The sequence below is a fragment of the Ferruginibacter sp. genome (assembly GCF_031391665.1).
Classification (GTDB): Bacteria; Bacteroidota; Bacteroidia; order Chitinophagales; family Chitinophagaceae; genus Ferruginibacter.
Map to the genome: position 1 here is coordinate 1 of NZ_JANMUN010000095.1, position 15886 is coordinate 15886.

Annotated in this window: 9 protein-coding genes; 4 read left to right on the top strand and 5 right to left on the bottom strand. The window is 34.6% G+C overall.

What is annotated here, in order from left to right:
- Positions 1–86: 86 nt before the first annotated feature.
- Complete coding sequence (locus tag ACY651_RS07385; RefSeq protein ID WP_462251227.1) at positions 87–1103, bottom strand: dipeptide epimerase; 1017 nt, start codon at positions 1101–1103, stop codon at positions 87–89.
- 403 nt (positions 1104–1506) lie between these two features.
- On the opposite strand from ACY651_RS07385, the gene ACY651_RS07390 reads away from it, so the two are divergent.
- The 3 genes from ACY651_RS07390 (at position 1507) to ACY651_RS07400 (ending at position 8613) form a co-directional block, all read left to right on the top strand.
- Positions 1507–2547: a hypothetical protein gene (locus tag ACY651_RS07390; protein WP_462251229.1), complete on the top strand. Its 1041-nt coding sequence runs from the start codon at positions 1507–1509 to the stop codon at positions 2545–2547.
- Positions 2548–2564: 17 nt separating this feature from the next.
- A complete protein-coding gene (locus ACY651_RS07395; protein ID WP_462251231.1) occupies positions 2565–3380 on the top strand; it encodes a polysaccharide deacetylase family protein in 816 nt (271 codons plus the stop codon).
- A gap of 346 nt (positions 3381–3726) precedes the next feature.
- The gene (locus ACY651_RS07400) at positions 3727–8613 is read left to right on the top strand and encodes an NACHT domain-containing protein (RefSeq protein WP_462251233.1); all 4887 of its coding nucleotides are present in this window, start codon (positions 3727–3729) and stop codon (positions 8611–8613) included.
- A gap of 60 nt (positions 8614–8673) precedes the next feature.
- On the opposite strand, the gene ACY651_RS07405 is transcribed toward ACY651_RS07400, so the two are convergent.
- Entirely contained in the window at positions 8674–11355 is a 2682-nt protein-coding gene (locus ACY651_RS07405; RefSeq protein ID WP_462251235.1) for a 4-alpha-glucanotransferase, read from the bottom strand.
- Positions 11356–11529: 174 nt separating this feature from the next.
- On the opposite strand from ACY651_RS07405, the gene ACY651_RS07410 reads away from it, so the two are divergent.
- Positions 11530–11688 carry a hypothetical protein gene (locus ACY651_RS07410; RefSeq protein WP_462251237.1) on the top strand — a complete coding sequence of 53 codons (159 nt, stop codon included), beginning with the start codon at positions 11530–11532 and terminating at the stop codon, positions 11686–11688.
- A 61-nt stretch (positions 11689–11749) separates the two neighbouring features.
- Here ACY651_RS07410 and ACY651_RS07415 read toward each other — a convergent pair whose 3' ends face one another.
- From ACY651_RS07415 to ACY651_RS07425, 3 genes are all read right to left on the bottom strand, one after another.
- Positions 11750–13552, bottom strand: a complete 1803-nt coding sequence (locus ACY651_RS07415) for a hypothetical protein (protein ID WP_462251239.1) — start codon at positions 13550–13552, stop codon at positions 11750–11752.
- A gap of 459 nt (positions 13553–14011) precedes the next feature.
- Complete coding sequence (locus ACY651_RS07420; RefSeq protein ID WP_462251241.1) at positions 14012–15331, bottom strand: aspartate kinase; 1320 nt, start codon at positions 15329–15331, stop codon at positions 14012–14014.
- A 90-nt stretch (positions 15332–15421) separates the two neighbouring features.
- Positions 15422–15886: Ldh family oxidoreductase (locus tag ACY651_RS07425; protein ID WP_462251243.1), on the bottom strand; the 465-nt coding region annotated here is incomplete at its 5' end.

The following is a 15886-nucleotide window of genomic DNA, read 5'->3' on the forward strand; positions in this document are numbered from 1 at the left end:
GCTTCAAGCCCCGTCAGCGGTTAATTGAAGACTCCGGATATAACTGCCGCAACGATTTTCAACCACTTTAAAAATTACTCAACCTCTTAAAATTCTTTCAACGTAATTCCCAATCCTGCCTTATCGTTATAAATTATTTTACCAAAATCAAAGCCCACGCCTTCAGCAATATCTTCACTTAATAACAACGGGCCGTCCATATCCACTTTATCTAAAAGCGGAGCCAGTTGTGCAATAGCTGCAGTACCCACACTGCTTTCATTCATACAACCCACCATTACTTCCATATTTAACTTTCTTGCTTTTGTTATCATTCTTCTTGCAGGTGTAATGCCGCTGCATTTGGTAAGTTTTATATTAATGCCATGAAAATGCTGATAACATTTTTCTACATCCATTTCAAAAACACAGGCTTCATCTGCATATAACGGTAACGCAGACTGTTCATATAAAATTTTCATGTCTTCCCAATTATCTTTTGCTAAAGGTTGCTCCACCATTTCCACACCCAAATCTTTTAACAACGGAATTTTTTGCAGCGCCTGTTCTAATGTCCAGCCGGCATTTGCATCAACTCTAAAAACAGCATCGGTATTTTTTCTTAATGCAGCTACCATTTCAATATCATTCTCTACACCTACTTTTATTTTATAAATCGGCCATGGTTTTTCTTTCATCTTACTCACCATATTCTCGATGGTATCAATACCAATAGTAAAATCTGTAACCGGGCTTTTGGTAATATCCAAATTCCATAACTCATGCAGTGGTTTACGTTTTAATTTACCATACAAATCCCACCCAGCCATATCTAATGCACAAACTAAAAATGAATTGGCAGGAAAAAGATGGTGCAAATAATGCCAGTACCTTTCCGGGTCGCTGAAAGCAAATTTCTCCACAAACATTTTTTTTCTTTCCAGGTCTTCCACCATTTTTTCAACCGGAATATTGTAATAACTTATGGCCGGTGCTTCGCCATAACCTTTAATGCCCATAAACTCCAGTTCCACAATTAATGTAGGCTGGTGTGTTTTTGTTCCTTTACTAATAGTAAACGGATGTTTAAACGGAAGGTTGTATGTTTTGAAGTTTACTTTCATGTCCTGTTCCTCTTAAATTAAAATTTGCTTATGATAAAAACAAAATGATAGTGAAGTTAGTTGAAAAAATAAATGTAAAGAATTAGTTAACATTTACATATTCTTCTGAAACTAAAGTTTGTAACATGTATCTACAAATTCAATGGCATCATCAATCAATTCTTTTTGCAGCAATGCTTTTTACTTTCAGCACTTTTTCCAGCTTACCAAATAGTAACTTACCAAATAGTAACTTACCAAATGGTAAGCTGTAAAAACACAGCCCGTTTGGCAAATTTAAAAGCACTACAACTGAAGGTTTCCACTGCTTACCCCGTTCCCCTTCTTTTAAAACACTGCTATTTTTCTTATCAATTACAGTTTGAAAGATTATCTTTACAAAAAAATCTAATACCCCCTTAAAATGAATAAAAAATTATTACTCCAGGGCACGATAGTATTATCGGCAGCCATTATTATTTTAAGTTGCAATAATACTGATGCAGAAAAAAAAGGCAGGACAGTTGATTCTGCTGCAACAACCACCACCACCGCAACTGCTTCACCGGCATCACCAACAACTTCTATCGATACCGTTTTGTACAACAAAAAAATGATGGAGCTGGCCAATGGTGATACCACCGGTTTATGGCCGCAAAAAATGCCTTACCCGTTAGCCGGCGCCATTTTACCTTATAACCGCATTGTTGCATTTTACGGTAACCTGTACAGTACAAGAATGGGTATACTTGGCGAATTACCTAAGGCAGAGATGCTTAAAAAATTACAGGAAGAAGTTGATAAATGGAAAGTGGCCGACCCGTCAACGCCGGTAATTCAGGCGTTGCATTATATTGCCATGACGGCACAAGGCTCACCCGGTAAAGATGGCAAACACCGCATGCGCATGCCTTTTCACCAGATAGACACCATAATGAAATGGGCCAATGAAAGTAACAGCATTGTATTTTTAGATATACAGGTTGGCGGAAGCACCGTAAAAGAAGAAATAGTTTTACTGGAACCCTATTTAAAATTACCCAACGTTCACTTTGGATTAGACCCGGAATTTTCATTAAAAAATGGCGAAACTCCCGGAACAAAAATTGGTAATTTTAATGCAGATGACATTAATGTTGCTGTTGATTATTTAGCAGAGCTGGTACGAAAAAATAATTTGCCTCCTAAACTTTTAATGGTACACCGTTTTACACAAGGCATGGTAAGCGATTATGCCAGGATAAAAAAACTTCCCGAAGTGCAGGTAATAATGGATATGGACGGATGGGGCGATAAGGTCTTAAAAAAATCCACGTACTTAAGATATATTTATAAAGAACCTGTAATGTTTACCGGCTTTAAAATATTTTACAAAAACGATACCCGTAAAGATAAAAACGGCCTTTTTACTCCTGATGAATTAATGAAATTAATCCCCAGGCCAAGTTATATCCAGTTTCAATAATTACTATTTTATTTTTAATGAAAAATTGCTTTTTAGTTTTAGCACTGATAGGTTTATTAAGTTGCAACAATACCAATGAAAAAACAACAGCGGCTGCAACACCCGATGTAAAACAACAAATTGATACTGCCGCAACCCCCATTGCCGATGCTGCAACTATCTTATCCCGTACGCAGGTGCCGATACTATGTTATCATCATATACAAAACACCAGGATAAGTGAGTACATGGTTTTGCCTGCAAAGTTTACTGAGCAAATGCAGGCTTTTGCAGACAGTGGCTATCAAACTATTTTGCCCGATCAATTGTACAATTATTTGGCTTACGGTAAACCCCTGCCGCCTAAACCTTTCATGATAACTTTTGATGACACCGATGCCGAACAATTTACTATTGGCTATACCGAAATGAAAAAACATAATTTTAAAGGTGTATTTTTTATTATGAACATTTCCATCGGCCGCAAAAGATACATGAGCAAAGAACAATTGAAACAATTATCAGACGAGGGCCATGTAATTGCCGGCCACACCTGGGATCATCACATGGTTACCAAATACAACGACAGCGATTGGAATATACAACTTACCGAAGCCAAACAAAAATTACAAAGTATTACCGGTAAACCCGTTGATTATTTTGCCTACCCTTTTGGTTTATGGAATGCTGCTGCCATCCCGGCGCTGCAGCAACGCAATATAAAAATGGCTTTTCAATTATCTACAAAGCAAGACAGTACCCAACCGCTTTACACAGTACGCCGCATGATTGTACCCGGCACCTGGAGTACACCGGGATTATTTAAAGCAATGAAGAAGACGTTTGGTTTGTGAGTTGATGGTGAGGATAATCCTGAGCAAAGTCGAAAGGTTTTGTTACGCACTTTATTAATCCTGTTGAGCATCGTGGAGTTTATACTGATGAACGAAGTATCACTCACTTTTACAGCATACCTTTATTGAGCACTGAACGAAGTTTATAATTGAGTTTATATAATACCATGGCTATAAAAGTTTTCAAAAAATAAAACTTTCGTGCTTAATATTTATTATGTTAGAATTTGAAAGAAAAAATTTAGCAGGTTTAGAAATTTTGAAAGGAAAATACTTTAGTATATATTTGAGTTAGCGGTCAGTGTAGAATCCCATTGCACAATCAGACAACAAATAAGACAAAAGAATGAGTTTAAATTATTTATTTACACCGACTCAAACCATAGTTGACCCACCAATTGACACTAAAGAACAAGAACTTCCTTTAGAAAAATTATCTTGGGAAGACTTTGAAAAACTGTGTTTAGCTATTGTACAAATCGATTACGCAATAAATGACTGTGAAATATATGGTATAAAAGGACAGGCGCAAGAAGGGATAGATATTTATGCTAGACAAGCTAACGGAAAATATAGTTCTTATCAATGTAAAAGATACCAAAAATTTGATTTAAGTGATATAAAAGATGCTGTTGAATATTTTAAAAGTGAAAAATTTTTTACTAAAAGCGATAAACTACATTTATGTACTTCTTGCGAATGGAATAAAACACAAGTTCAAGACAGATTTGAAGAATTAAAATCTGAACTGGAAAAAGAAAACATAACTCTAGTAAAATGGGATAAAATTCAACTTTCTAGATATTTAAAAACACAACCTCAAATAGTCTTTGATTTTTTTGGTTTAGAATGGGTAAAGAAATTTAATGGAGAACTAGCCTTACAAAAAATTTCGCAATCCAAAAAATTTGACGCAAAACAAATTATAAAATTTAGAAAGGAGTTGTACGAATTTTATTCAACAATTTTCAATATTCAAGACCCTGGCATTCCTACTAAAGAATTAAATAGCCCATACACTTTACAGGACAGATTTATTATTCCTGATATTCTTTCAAATGTAAAAGATGAAAATTTTGAAATCATCAAAGAGAATTCATCTGTTGCTGCTTCAACCGCAAACCAAGACCAATATTATTATGATGATTATTGGTATGGGCAATCTGAAAATAAATTCAGGTATAGAGGTTTGAATAATCATAGCGAAGTAGAAGATAGCAGTATTAATATTCGAATAAAAATAGATGACTCATTGGTAAGTAATAATAGGAATATTATTATTGGCGACCCTGGAGCAGGAAAAAGCACTTTGCTTAGATATCTAGCATTGGATATTCTAAATCCAACCCCTCACCTAGAAAACATTTCTCAAAAATATGGTAAATCATTGCCAGTATGGCTACCTTTTGCATTCATAACGAAACATCTTAGCCAAAATGATTCTTTAAACATTTCGGAAATACTCAACCTTTGGTTTAATAGTAATGGCAAAAAACATCTATTTGAAATTGCAAAAGACGCATTGGAAGATGAGCGCCTTTTTTTAATCATTGATGGGATTGATGAATGGAGCAGTATTTCTGCTGCACAACAGGCAATAACACGAATTGAAACAATAAGAGAACTTTATGATTGTAAAGTTCTATACTCTAGCAGACCTTACGGGTTTAGAATATTGAAAGACTTTTTTACAAATCTAAATGTATTAAATCTTGCTGGTTTTTCAAAAACACAACAAAAAGCCTTTGTAGAAAAGTGGTATAGCAAGTGGACATCATTACAAAAAGAAAATAATGACCAGAGTTTTTCAAAAACGCAGACCGATAATTTTATAAAAGAATTAGAGCAAGCCGGAGATTTAAATAAGTTAGCCGAAACACCCTTGCTATTAAGCATTTTAGTGGTACAAAAAATGCAAGATTCAGTATTGCCAAAAAGCAGACTCGAAGCTCTCAAAGAAATAACTCAATATTTAATCAAAAAACACCCAGTAAAGCGTGTATCTGACGCAGGAATTGTTCAAGAGAATATGATTGACATAGACTTTAAGGATATTTTCTGTGAACTTGCAATTTACATTCAAAAGGAGAGTAATGATGGTGTTATTTTGAAAAATGATGCACAAAAAATAATTGAAGAGTATCTAATTACTTATGCAGAATATGACAAGGCAAAAGCTAGGGTTCGGAGTAAAGAATTGATAGAGGTTGGGGCAAATAATTTTGGGATTATTATTGAAAAATCAAATGATGAAATTTCTTTTGGTCATAAGCAATTTCAAGAATTTTTAGCCGCACAATATTTGTATGAGTCTGATGAACAGTACGTGAATGAATTTATAAAACAATACGCAGCAAATCCATCTTTTCATCAAGTAATCATAAGCTTATTTGGGTTAATGCAATTAAAGCAGGTGAAAAAATATAAGCACCATTTTGTTGTATTAAAAGAAGCTGTTCGTGAAAAATATCAAGAGGAATACCTTAAATTAATCTCTTTTGAAATTGCTATTAACTTAGATAATGCACCGAGTGAAATTATGAATGATGCTTTTGATGCTATTATTTATGATTTCGAATATGAAACTGACCCAACATACAAAGAAGCTTTGCTTAAAAGAATTCTTAATGCTCTTCAAAATGGAAGATTGAAGGAGAAAGTTCAGAATTTTCTAATAGAATATTTCCCAAATCAAAACAAATATAGAGATTATCGAATTAACGCTTTGCAACATTCTAATCATTTAAACGAACTGCAATTAGAATTTTTAAAAAAAGCATTTATCAATGGGACACTGGAAATAAGATATGATGCTTCTTACGCATTCAAGAAACACATAAAAAACGAAGAAGTTTTTAAATTTATTAAAGCGATAATTTTAAACTGCTCAAACCCTGATATTTTAGCCTTTGCAATAAATAGTATAATTACAAAAGACTTAACGGAGCAAGAAAGAGATAACCTAATAAAAGCTATTGAAGTTGATGTTCCAATCGTTCAGTTTTACTTATTGAAAAATAAAGTTTTTACAAAAAAACATACTTACGATGATATAGAACTGATATTGCCACTTGTAAACCAAATGCCATATCAACTAAATCAAGAAGTTATTGACCTGCTCATTGATGGGTTTAATAAAAATAATGTTCTTAAAGAAATACTAATTAAATCCGCGGATAGAAAGAATTTTTATGGTGATCGCAAAAACATAATAGATAATGGAATTTCTTGGAAAGTTCTTTTTCATTGTTTTAATAAGGAGGCAGATGTAATTAATCTGATTAAGTTTCAATTTGAAAATGAAGAATTTCCTTTTCTCTCTACCGATAAAAACGAAATGTTTCAACATTTAATTCATTATTTCAAAGGAAATAACGAATTAATTCCTTCTGTTGAGAATTGGTTGGACAAACGATTGAAAAAGTATAGCCATATAGATCCCGAAGTTGCATTTGCAAGTGTTTTTGTTCATTCCGAAAATGTAAAAAATATACTTCTAGAAGATTTACCAAATACCGGCATTTCTCATTGGAATGTTATGGCTTTATTGGAAGGTTGGCCAAATGATTTAGAAATCAAAGAGAAACTCAAAAAATATTTCAGAACTATTGAGACATCAAAAACATCTGCTTCTGCTCACTATGTTTCTAAGGTCTTTGATAATCACGAAAAAAAAGAAGCGATAAAAATACTAGAAGGAATTTTATTCGATAAAAAAATAATATTCAGAGAAAGGACTATTTCTGCACTAATTGAACTTGATAAGGAATATTTTGAAAACAATATATTACAGGCACTAATTGAGGAACTTGACTCCTTCCCTAAAGACTTTTGGGGGCAATATTATTCTGCTCTTGATGTAATTGTAAAGAATTTTCACTCAAACAGAATAGTACAGATTTATGTATCTGATCGGATAGAGAGTGACAATAGTTTATACAGCTTGTCTATTCAATATTTTCCAGAATTAATTAAAAGGGAAGAAAATCTATTAAAAAAATCAATTCCTTTGTCAAAAGAATTTAGGTTGTTGATTATAGAATCTTTTGCTAATTTATCAATACTACCTAAAAATATTGAAGTGGTTTTAAGTAATTTCGAAACAGAGGCAGAAGAAGAAACAATGGGTGATATGGCAATTTGTTTATTCAACCATATTAAAGAAACTAATGCAAGTAAAATCATAGAATTAATTAAACCTTTAGTTTTTGCAAGAGGATTTGGCTATGAAGTAAAGAGGAGTATTGCATTTACAGGATTTTTAATTTCGAAGAATTTAGATGAATATTTTTCAATAGAAGATATTGAAAACAACAGTAAAAATAAATCAAGACTGCTGGACATTTTTAATGAACACACTTATAGAAAATCTTCTAGCGGGATAATGATTAAATCTATAATTGATAATTTTGATTACCTTATTTCTTATGCTGGAAAAGATTTCAATTCTGTTGTGGAGAATCTAAAATTTAGTAAATATGTTGAAGGCATTTGGGGATTCTTTGCAAGGCATTCTGCAAAGTCCTCACCAACATACAATCATATAATGGAATTTATATCGAACCATTCTACAACAATTAAAAACAATTCCATAATTAGTTTTCTAAACAGAACATCACCTAGAAGTCCTATTTTAAAGGATATTTTGTTACGACTTATTACTGATGCTGACTGGGGCAATGGAATTCTTGCGGGTAGACTGTTGGGTACTAATTTTAAAAATGATAATCAAGTATATAAAGAAGTGATAAAGGTGCAACATTTTGATGATGCTGGTAGAATTATCGCTTTGTGTAACGGTTGGTCGCAAGAACCTATACTAAAGGAAATATTTGATAACTTAGTTAAAAATCAACATCAAATAGATAATTATGTAGGCTACAATCTCAAATTTTTATTTAGAGATGTAGATAATTTAACCGAGTACTTAAAAAATATATTTACAAATTTTGGCGACATTAAACATCAGCATAAGTATTTTTTTATTCCAATGATAGAAAGATTGAAAAGAGATAAGGATTTTAGTTTAGCTATCAAGAGACTTTTGTTATCTACTGATTCAATAAATGAAAAAATATCTTACTACAATTTACTATCGCAAGCCAATATGGTAGACGAAGATGTAACTTTATGGAAAAATAAAATAACCAATTTTAAAAATGATTATGGCTACGACATTGTTTCAAATAAGACCGTTCGCCTGAAAGACGTTTTCCACGACTATTATTATTGAGAAAATAAACAGCCGACAAGAAAATGAGGTTAAAAAAAAGATTACCATCCGGTTCAAAAACTACCTCCCACTCGCCACAACATATCCCTTCACTTCTTCATTAAACGCATCTTCTTTCAGCAAATCTTCCAATGTAAAATGCATGCGGTAGCGCCAGTAATGATTGGGGTTGGCGGGTATATTTATTCTTTCGTCATCCGGGTTGGCACGGCGTAAAGTTTCATTTATGCCTAACAAATCCTGCAATTGAAAAATGCTCCACATGGCGGGAGAATAAAAATGCTGCAATACAATTTCTTTATTTATCCAGGCTTCGCAAAAATAAGGCGCTTCGCCATAGCGGCCCATAACGGTGTTGTAAAAGCGCTGTGTTTTTGCGGCGTCTTCCTGCCACCAGCCACGTATGGTACTCATGTCGTGGGTGCTGGGTGTAACCACACTCATGTACGGTGCATCGTTAGGGTGAAAAAATTCGGCATTGCTTTGCTTGGGCATACGTTGAATTTCCAAACTTAAAATACCCAGCTGCTGCATTACATCGGGTACACAATGCGGTACCATACCCAAATCTTCGCCGCAAATAAGCATGTTGGTACTGCGTTTTAAGCCGGGCAGTTTATTCATGGCTTCCGTTTTCCAAAACTCATCCTGCCTGCGGAAAAAATAATTTACGGCCAGTTCTTTTAATGCATTTTGAGAATGTATATCCAGGTTTTGAAAAGACAATGTTTGCTCCATACCAATACGGAAATGAAATTGCTGCCCCTGCGATGCTTCTTCTTCAAATAAAATTACATTGCTTATTAAATTAAATAAGCCATATTTTATTTTGTTCTCACTGTCATTTTTTTCGGCAAAATAATTTTCTACTTTGCGCTGCGTATTAAATGCTTCCTTTAATTCGTTATCGTTTAAAAAATAATTTTTTACATAACTTATTTCTTCGCCAAATAATTGCAACAGCACCTCGTCAGTAATAAATGGCTTGGTATAGCGGTACCAGTCGTAACTAATATTTCTTTCAAAAAGTTCGTTGATGTGTACGGGAATAGCGGGAACAAACCTGCCCATAATGCCTTCTACAGCATGCAAAGGAATACTCCATATGCGGAAGAACCCTAAAATATGATCAATTCTAAAAGCATCAAAATATTCACTCATTTGCTCAAAGCGCTGGCGCCACCAGGTAAAATCATCCAGCTGCATGGCTCTCCAGTTGTAAGTGGGAAAACCCCAGTTTTGTCCCTTTACTGCAAAATCATCTGGCGGTGCGCCGGCCTGTGCATCCATGTTATATAATTCCGGTGCCATCCATGCGTCTACACTGTTACGGTAAATACCAATGGGGATATCGCCTTTTACCACAATGCCATTTTTGTGAGCGTATGCGGTGGCTTCTTTTAATTGCAAATGCAAATGATACTGTGTAAAATAATGCACTGCAATATCATCGTAATGTTTTTGCGATGGACTTACTAAACGCTGCATGGCATTTTCATCGTAACTGCTGTTGCTTTTCCACTTGCTGAATTCTGATGTATTGTATTTATCTCTTAAAAAACAAAAGGCGGCATAAGGTACCAGCCAATGGCGGTTCAGCTCAAAAAAATCGAAGTAAGCGGTATCGTTTCTAAAAATATCTTTTTGATGAGTATAAATTTCTTTTATGGCAGATAGCTTAAATTTTATTACGTTATCATAATCCACATCGGGCAGTGCATTTAATTGCTGCTGTTTTTTCTTAAGCGGTTTTATAATTGCTGCCGATATTGCGCCTGCAGTTTTTTCTAAATTTAAAAATAATGGATGCAATGCAAAAGCAGAAATGGCGGAGTAAGGATAAGAATCCTTCCAGGTATGAGTAGCCGTAGTATCGTTAAGCGGCAAAACCTGTATCAATTTTAATCCTGTTTTTTTTGCCCAGTCAACCAGTAATTTTAAATCGGTAAATTCTCCGGTGCCAAAACTGTTTTTACTGCGTAAACTAAATACCGGTATAGCAACACCTGCGCCTTTCCAGGGTTTATAAGTGGTGTTTATAAAACCATCGTGGCTGATGGTGATTTTTTTCTTTGCTGCATCGCCGTTTAAAGTCCTGTTATTACCGGCTTCAAAGGCAACAAATTTTTTATCATTTATATTATATACACCATATTTATACGCAAGCGGAAATGTTTCTTTTGCAAGATTTAATTTTACCTTCCACCAGGTTTTATTTTTTTTAAGCAGTACCGGTTTTTCGGTGCTCCAATTATTTAAATCTGCTGCTGCACCTGTAATGCATACCGCTTCATTGTCGTTTAGTATGGGGGCTTTTACCCTAAACTCATGAGTATAATTTTTAGGAGGCTTTGCAGCAACTTTAGTAACAGCCGCTGGCGTTTTTAATAATACATCCTGAAAGGCCTGCGTAAAATAAGCATTCTCGGTTTCGCCGGAGTAATTCCAGGTATCAATAAGATTGATCTCCTCTGCAGCAAGAGTATCCAGTGCTACAATTCTGTCATCACCAAATTCAACCGTATCTTCTACCCCATTTTCTTTTAAAATGTATTTATACTTAAGGTTGTTAATGTCTTTTACGGTATCAATTTTAATAGATCCACGCCATAACTGGTCATTAAGATATTCGATAGCAAAAGCCTGGCTTAAATCATCATTACCCAGCACATCTGTATTACCACTTACAAAAATTGTTTGGCCAAAATGGGTTGTAAACCGTAAATAAAAATGGATAGTCATTAGCAAAACCGTGTATTAAGGGACAGCAATATAAAACCTTTATTTCAAAATGTAAAAAATACACATTAAAAAATGGGTAAATACCCAATATATGTTTATAAAGTACCAATATTTTTATTGGAAAATGTAACAGTATAAATTCTTCTGCCCTATATTTGCAAAAAAAAATTACAAATGAGTACAACTAAAAAGAACACATTGCTTTACTGGATATTGTTTCTACTTTCTGTAGCAGGTTTTTTTATAGTATATTTTTCACCTATTGGCTCTTACTGTTCGATGGTACTGCCTTTTAATGTAACTTTTTTTGCCAAGGCTTTAGATTTGATGTAAATATTAACTTTAAGATATTTAAACATCTGCAGATTTGCAGGTGTTTTTTTATGCCTGCAATTTAATTGGCTAACACAAAATCGGGGCGCTTAATAAAAGTACTGTTGTATTTAAAGCGAATGTTAGTATTTAATTCTATTTTCCAAACATTCATATCGCCATTGGTACGGGGGAAATAATAGGCTTTTAACTCCATGGTGCCAAACACCAGGTTTTCGTTACGTGTACGTACACCGCCGCCAACAGCGCCAAACCCTTCACTCTTATTAAAATTTGCTTTAGTGGGTTTAAGTAAACTAAAGTCGGAAAATATAAATGGTGCAAACCTAAAACCCAATACCTTTTTTACATTGTAAAACACCGATTCTACTTTTATGGTTGATCTTAAATCGGAATTAATATTTTCCGGATTAAAATAAGGCAAACCATAAATGCTGTTTAAAAATAAGGGTGCATTAAAAACCGGGTTTACCTGTGCGGCTATCCCTGTTGTAATAAAAGTTCGTTGGTACCACCTGCTGCCTAACTTTTTTAAGGAGGTAAAATGTTCTACGTTAAATAACAGGTCCATATCTTCAAACCGTTTTTTATTAAAATAGCTTCCTGCCCTTAAAGTAAAATTGCTGTGAAAGCCACGTTTTTTAAAATTGGCTAAATTAAAATCCAATCCTGCATAAGGTCTTTTTATATTTTGCTTAATAAAAAAACCGGCACTTTTTTGTACAACAAATCCTCCGGTAAATACTGCCGAAAATCCTTCAGGCACATCCTCGTTACGGCCAAAGCCATAAATAAAATTGGTTTTGTAAAAACTTTGTTTAAAAACATTTATTGATGCAAGTATGCCGGTGGAATTGGTAAACCTGTAATCGAATGTATCTTTAGATTTAGCAGGCGAATTTAAAAAATGCAGGTTGAAAGATCTTAATGCTACAAATTTATGTATCCTTATTTCTTTGTTGGCATAAATGGCACGTTTACTGTCTAAGCTGTACCCCAGCCAACCGTCAATATTGTAGTAGGCATATCTAAAATCGGTTTTGTAAAGCGAATCGGAAATATATTGATTATTAGTTTGATTAAAATAAGCTTCGATAGCGCCGGTGCTGGGTATGTAAGGTGTTACCAAAGGTTTTTCCAATCGTGTGTACAGCGTAGTTACCTCTCTTTGCCCACTGCTGAAAGATTGTGCAAAGTTGGAGAACCCGGCTGTCCAGTCAACAAACGAGCCTTTAATATTCCGTTTGGTTATCTCTGCGCTGTAGCCGGTTTTTGAATGCCTCGGTTCATCATAAAATCCGCTGAGAAAAATTTTAGTTGCACTGCCGCCAATATTTTCATCTTCCACTTCTATCCTGCCTTTGGTACGGCTGTCTATTTTAAGTTTCCCCCCTAATGAAAACACATCTTTAGTTAACACAAATATATCAACTGAGTCTGTACTTCGTTGGGCAAATTCAATTATAATTCTTGCATCCTGTATGTAAGATAAGTCACGTAAATACCTTTCGTTGTCGGCAATTAAATAGGGGTAAACTCTTCCACCTTCTTCAAAAAAAAGATTATTGCGTATTACTTTTTCTCTTGAATTTTTATGGAATGCGTTGGCAAGCCTTATCCCTAAATTATCATTCACTTCGCAGGTATCATAAATACTGCATTCAAAACCTAAACGCACCAGTTCTATTTTTCTAATAATTTTCCCTTTATATTTTAAAAACGGGTTCACTACTTTTTGTGGCACTTCATCCGGCGCAAAAGTAGATATGCTTTTACCCAGCCTGCCCAGTAAACCCTTTTTCTTTGCTAAAAAAAAAGTATCCTGACTGTTATCAATTTGCTGAGCAACTGTTTGCTTTTGCATTGCAAAGAGAGAAAAAATAAATAAACACGTAAATGGTACGCTTTTATACATGCAGCAATAGCTATTTTAAAATTTATTAGTAGGATAAAGGTATTGATTTGAAAAGGAAAGTAAATAAAAGCAGCGTTATCAAATTTAAATTATATGAAAGATGTAAATTTTAATTGAAAAGATTATAGTATTAAAAATACATTACAAAAAGACTTACTGTTATACCTGATGATATTTTAATGCAGTCCGGGTAAAAATAAAAAAAGGGCCAGGATAGAAATCCAGCCCCGTTTAAATCCAATATCCTATGAAAAACCATTGGTTAGACGCAGAAAGGCTGCGAAATGTTGCAAATGAATTGTTAACAGTGGTATTTATTTTTTGGTCTTTTCTTAAATGAAAGAATAAAAAAAGGAATGGTATTGTACTCGATATACAAAACCATTCCCAGTATTTTAAAATGAGCTGTTATAATCCAAACAAGCCCTCATTCAGCAATTGTAAAGTTTGATCTTTATAATTTCGTGCAATTAATAAAGATACATTGTGCTTGCTGCCACCATAACTTACCATACGCACCGGTATAGGTTCAATTGCATCAAATAATTTTTTCATCACATCTTTTGTTTCGGCAATTTCATTACCCACAATAGAAACTATGGTATGATTGGTATCAATTTCCACCGTGCCAAATGGCTCCAACTCTTTAATAATATCGGGCAGGTTTACATCATTATCAATCGTAACCGAAACGGCAACTTCCGATGTAGTGATCATATCAATTGAAGTGCGGTATTTTTCAAACACTTCAAAAACTTTACGCAAAAAACCATAGGCTAAAAGCATGCGGCTGCTCTTAACCCGTATTGCCGTAATACCATCTTTTGCCGCAACAGCTTTTACACCTACACTGCCAGCTTTTTCTGCTATCAATGTTCCCTTTGCAGCTGGATCCATTGTGTTTAATAATTTAACCGGTACATTATAATATTGTGCCGGCCATATACTGGCAGGGTGCAAAATTTTTGCACCGAAATAAGCCAGCTCTGCAGCTTCTTCAAAACTTAATTGCTCAATGGCAAAAGTTTTATTTACAATGCGGGGGTCGTTGTTATGCATGCCGTCAATATCCGTCCATATTTCGCAAACGCTGGCATTAATAGCTGCAGCAATTAACGATGCACTGTAATCGCTGCCACCTCTTTTTAAATTATCCACTTCTCCTTTTGCATTGCGGCAAATATATCCCTGTGTGATAAATATTTTTTTATCTGCGTTTTGTTTTATTTGCTGGGCCAGTTTTACTTTAATGGCCCCAATCTGCGGTTCGTCATTCGCATCAATAGTCATAAACTCCAGTGCCGGTAAAAACGCATGGTCAACTTTTTGCTCTGTTAAATAGATAGAAAATAATTTTGTACTCAGCAATTCGCCCTGTGCCAAAATATCTTTGTTTAATGCTTCGCTGAAAGAGATTCTTAAAATGATGTATAAAAATTCAAAATGCTCCTGCAATACTTTTGATGCACCATTAAGGCACTCATCCGTTTTTAATAGTTGCTGTATAAAATCTTTATAATGATTTTCTAATTTTTCTATCAGCAATTTTGCTTCGGCTTTATTATTGCCAGCCATAGCATTGCTGATTTCTACTAAATTGTTGGTAGTACCGCTTAATGCAGATAACACCACAATTTTACTTTCTTCATCTGCAGTTATCAGTTGCATTACCTGTTGCATTCTTTCGGGCTTACCAACACTGGTACCGCCAAATTTCATTATTTTCATAATCCCCCCCGTTTGCCGCGGCTGCGGCATTTTTTTAGTGAATAATTTTTTTGCAAAAGTATTTTATGTACAGGGCTATTCCAAATGCATTTAAGCAAACGGTAAAGAAAACTTTTCTCCCAGCACTTTCAAATCCTCTACCACCGCATTTACCAGCGGAATTCCGTCTTTCATTCTTACTGCTTCCATTTCTCTTTCCGGATCTCCTGGTATTATAACTTTCGCTTCGCCTGCAATAGTTTTTGCATTTCTAAAACGGGTTATCCAGTTATCCATGTGTTGTTTAAATTCATCAGCAGTTCTAAAAGCATCAATACGCATGGCACCAAAAAAATGTCCAATGCCTTCGCCAGGCAAATTTTCGGGCATGGGCACATAAGCCGGAAAAGGTGGTACCCACGGCCCATAATTGGCACCGCTTAATACAGCAGAAAAAATATCTACAATGGCACCTAATGCATAACCTTTATGGCTGCTGTGCTCCCTGTCGCCACCTAACGGTAATAAAGAGCCGCCATTTTTTAATTCGTTGGCATCTGTGCTTTGTTCACCATC

What these genes read in the sequence shown, in the direction of transcription:
- ACY651_RS07415 (WP_462251239.1), bottom strand. Translation starts at nt 13,552, where the DNA reads ATGCAAAAGCAAACAGTTGCTCAGCAAATTGATAACAGTCAGGATACT.
- ACY651_RS07390 (WP_462251229.1), top strand. Translation starts at nt 1,507, where the DNA reads ATGAATAAAAAATTATTACTCCAGGGCACGATAGTATTATCGGCAGCC.
- ACY651_RS07395 (WP_462251231.1), top strand. Translation starts at nt 2,565, where the DNA reads ATGAAAAATTGCTTTTTAGTTTTAGCACTGATAGGTTTATTAAGTTGC.
- ACY651_RS07385 (WP_462251227.1), bottom strand. Translation starts at nt 1,103, where the DNA reads ATGAAAGTAAACTTCAAAACATACAACCTTCCGTTTAAACATCCGTTT.
- ACY651_RS07420 (WP_462251241.1), bottom strand. Translation starts at nt 15,331, where the DNA reads ATGAAAATAATGAAATTTGGCGGTACCAGTGTTGGTAAGCCCGAAAGA.
- ACY651_RS07410 (WP_462251237.1), top strand. Translation starts at nt 11,530, where the DNA reads ATGAGTACAACTAAAAAGAACACATTGCTTTACTGGATATTGTTTCTA.
- ACY651_RS07405 (WP_462251235.1), bottom strand. Translation starts at nt 11,355, where the DNA reads ATGACTATCCATTTTTATTTACGGTTTACAACCCATTTTGGCCAAACA.
- ACY651_RS07400 (WP_462251233.1), top strand. Translation starts at nt 3,727, where the DNA reads ATGAGTTTAAATTATTTATTTACACCGACTCAAACCATAGTTGACCCA.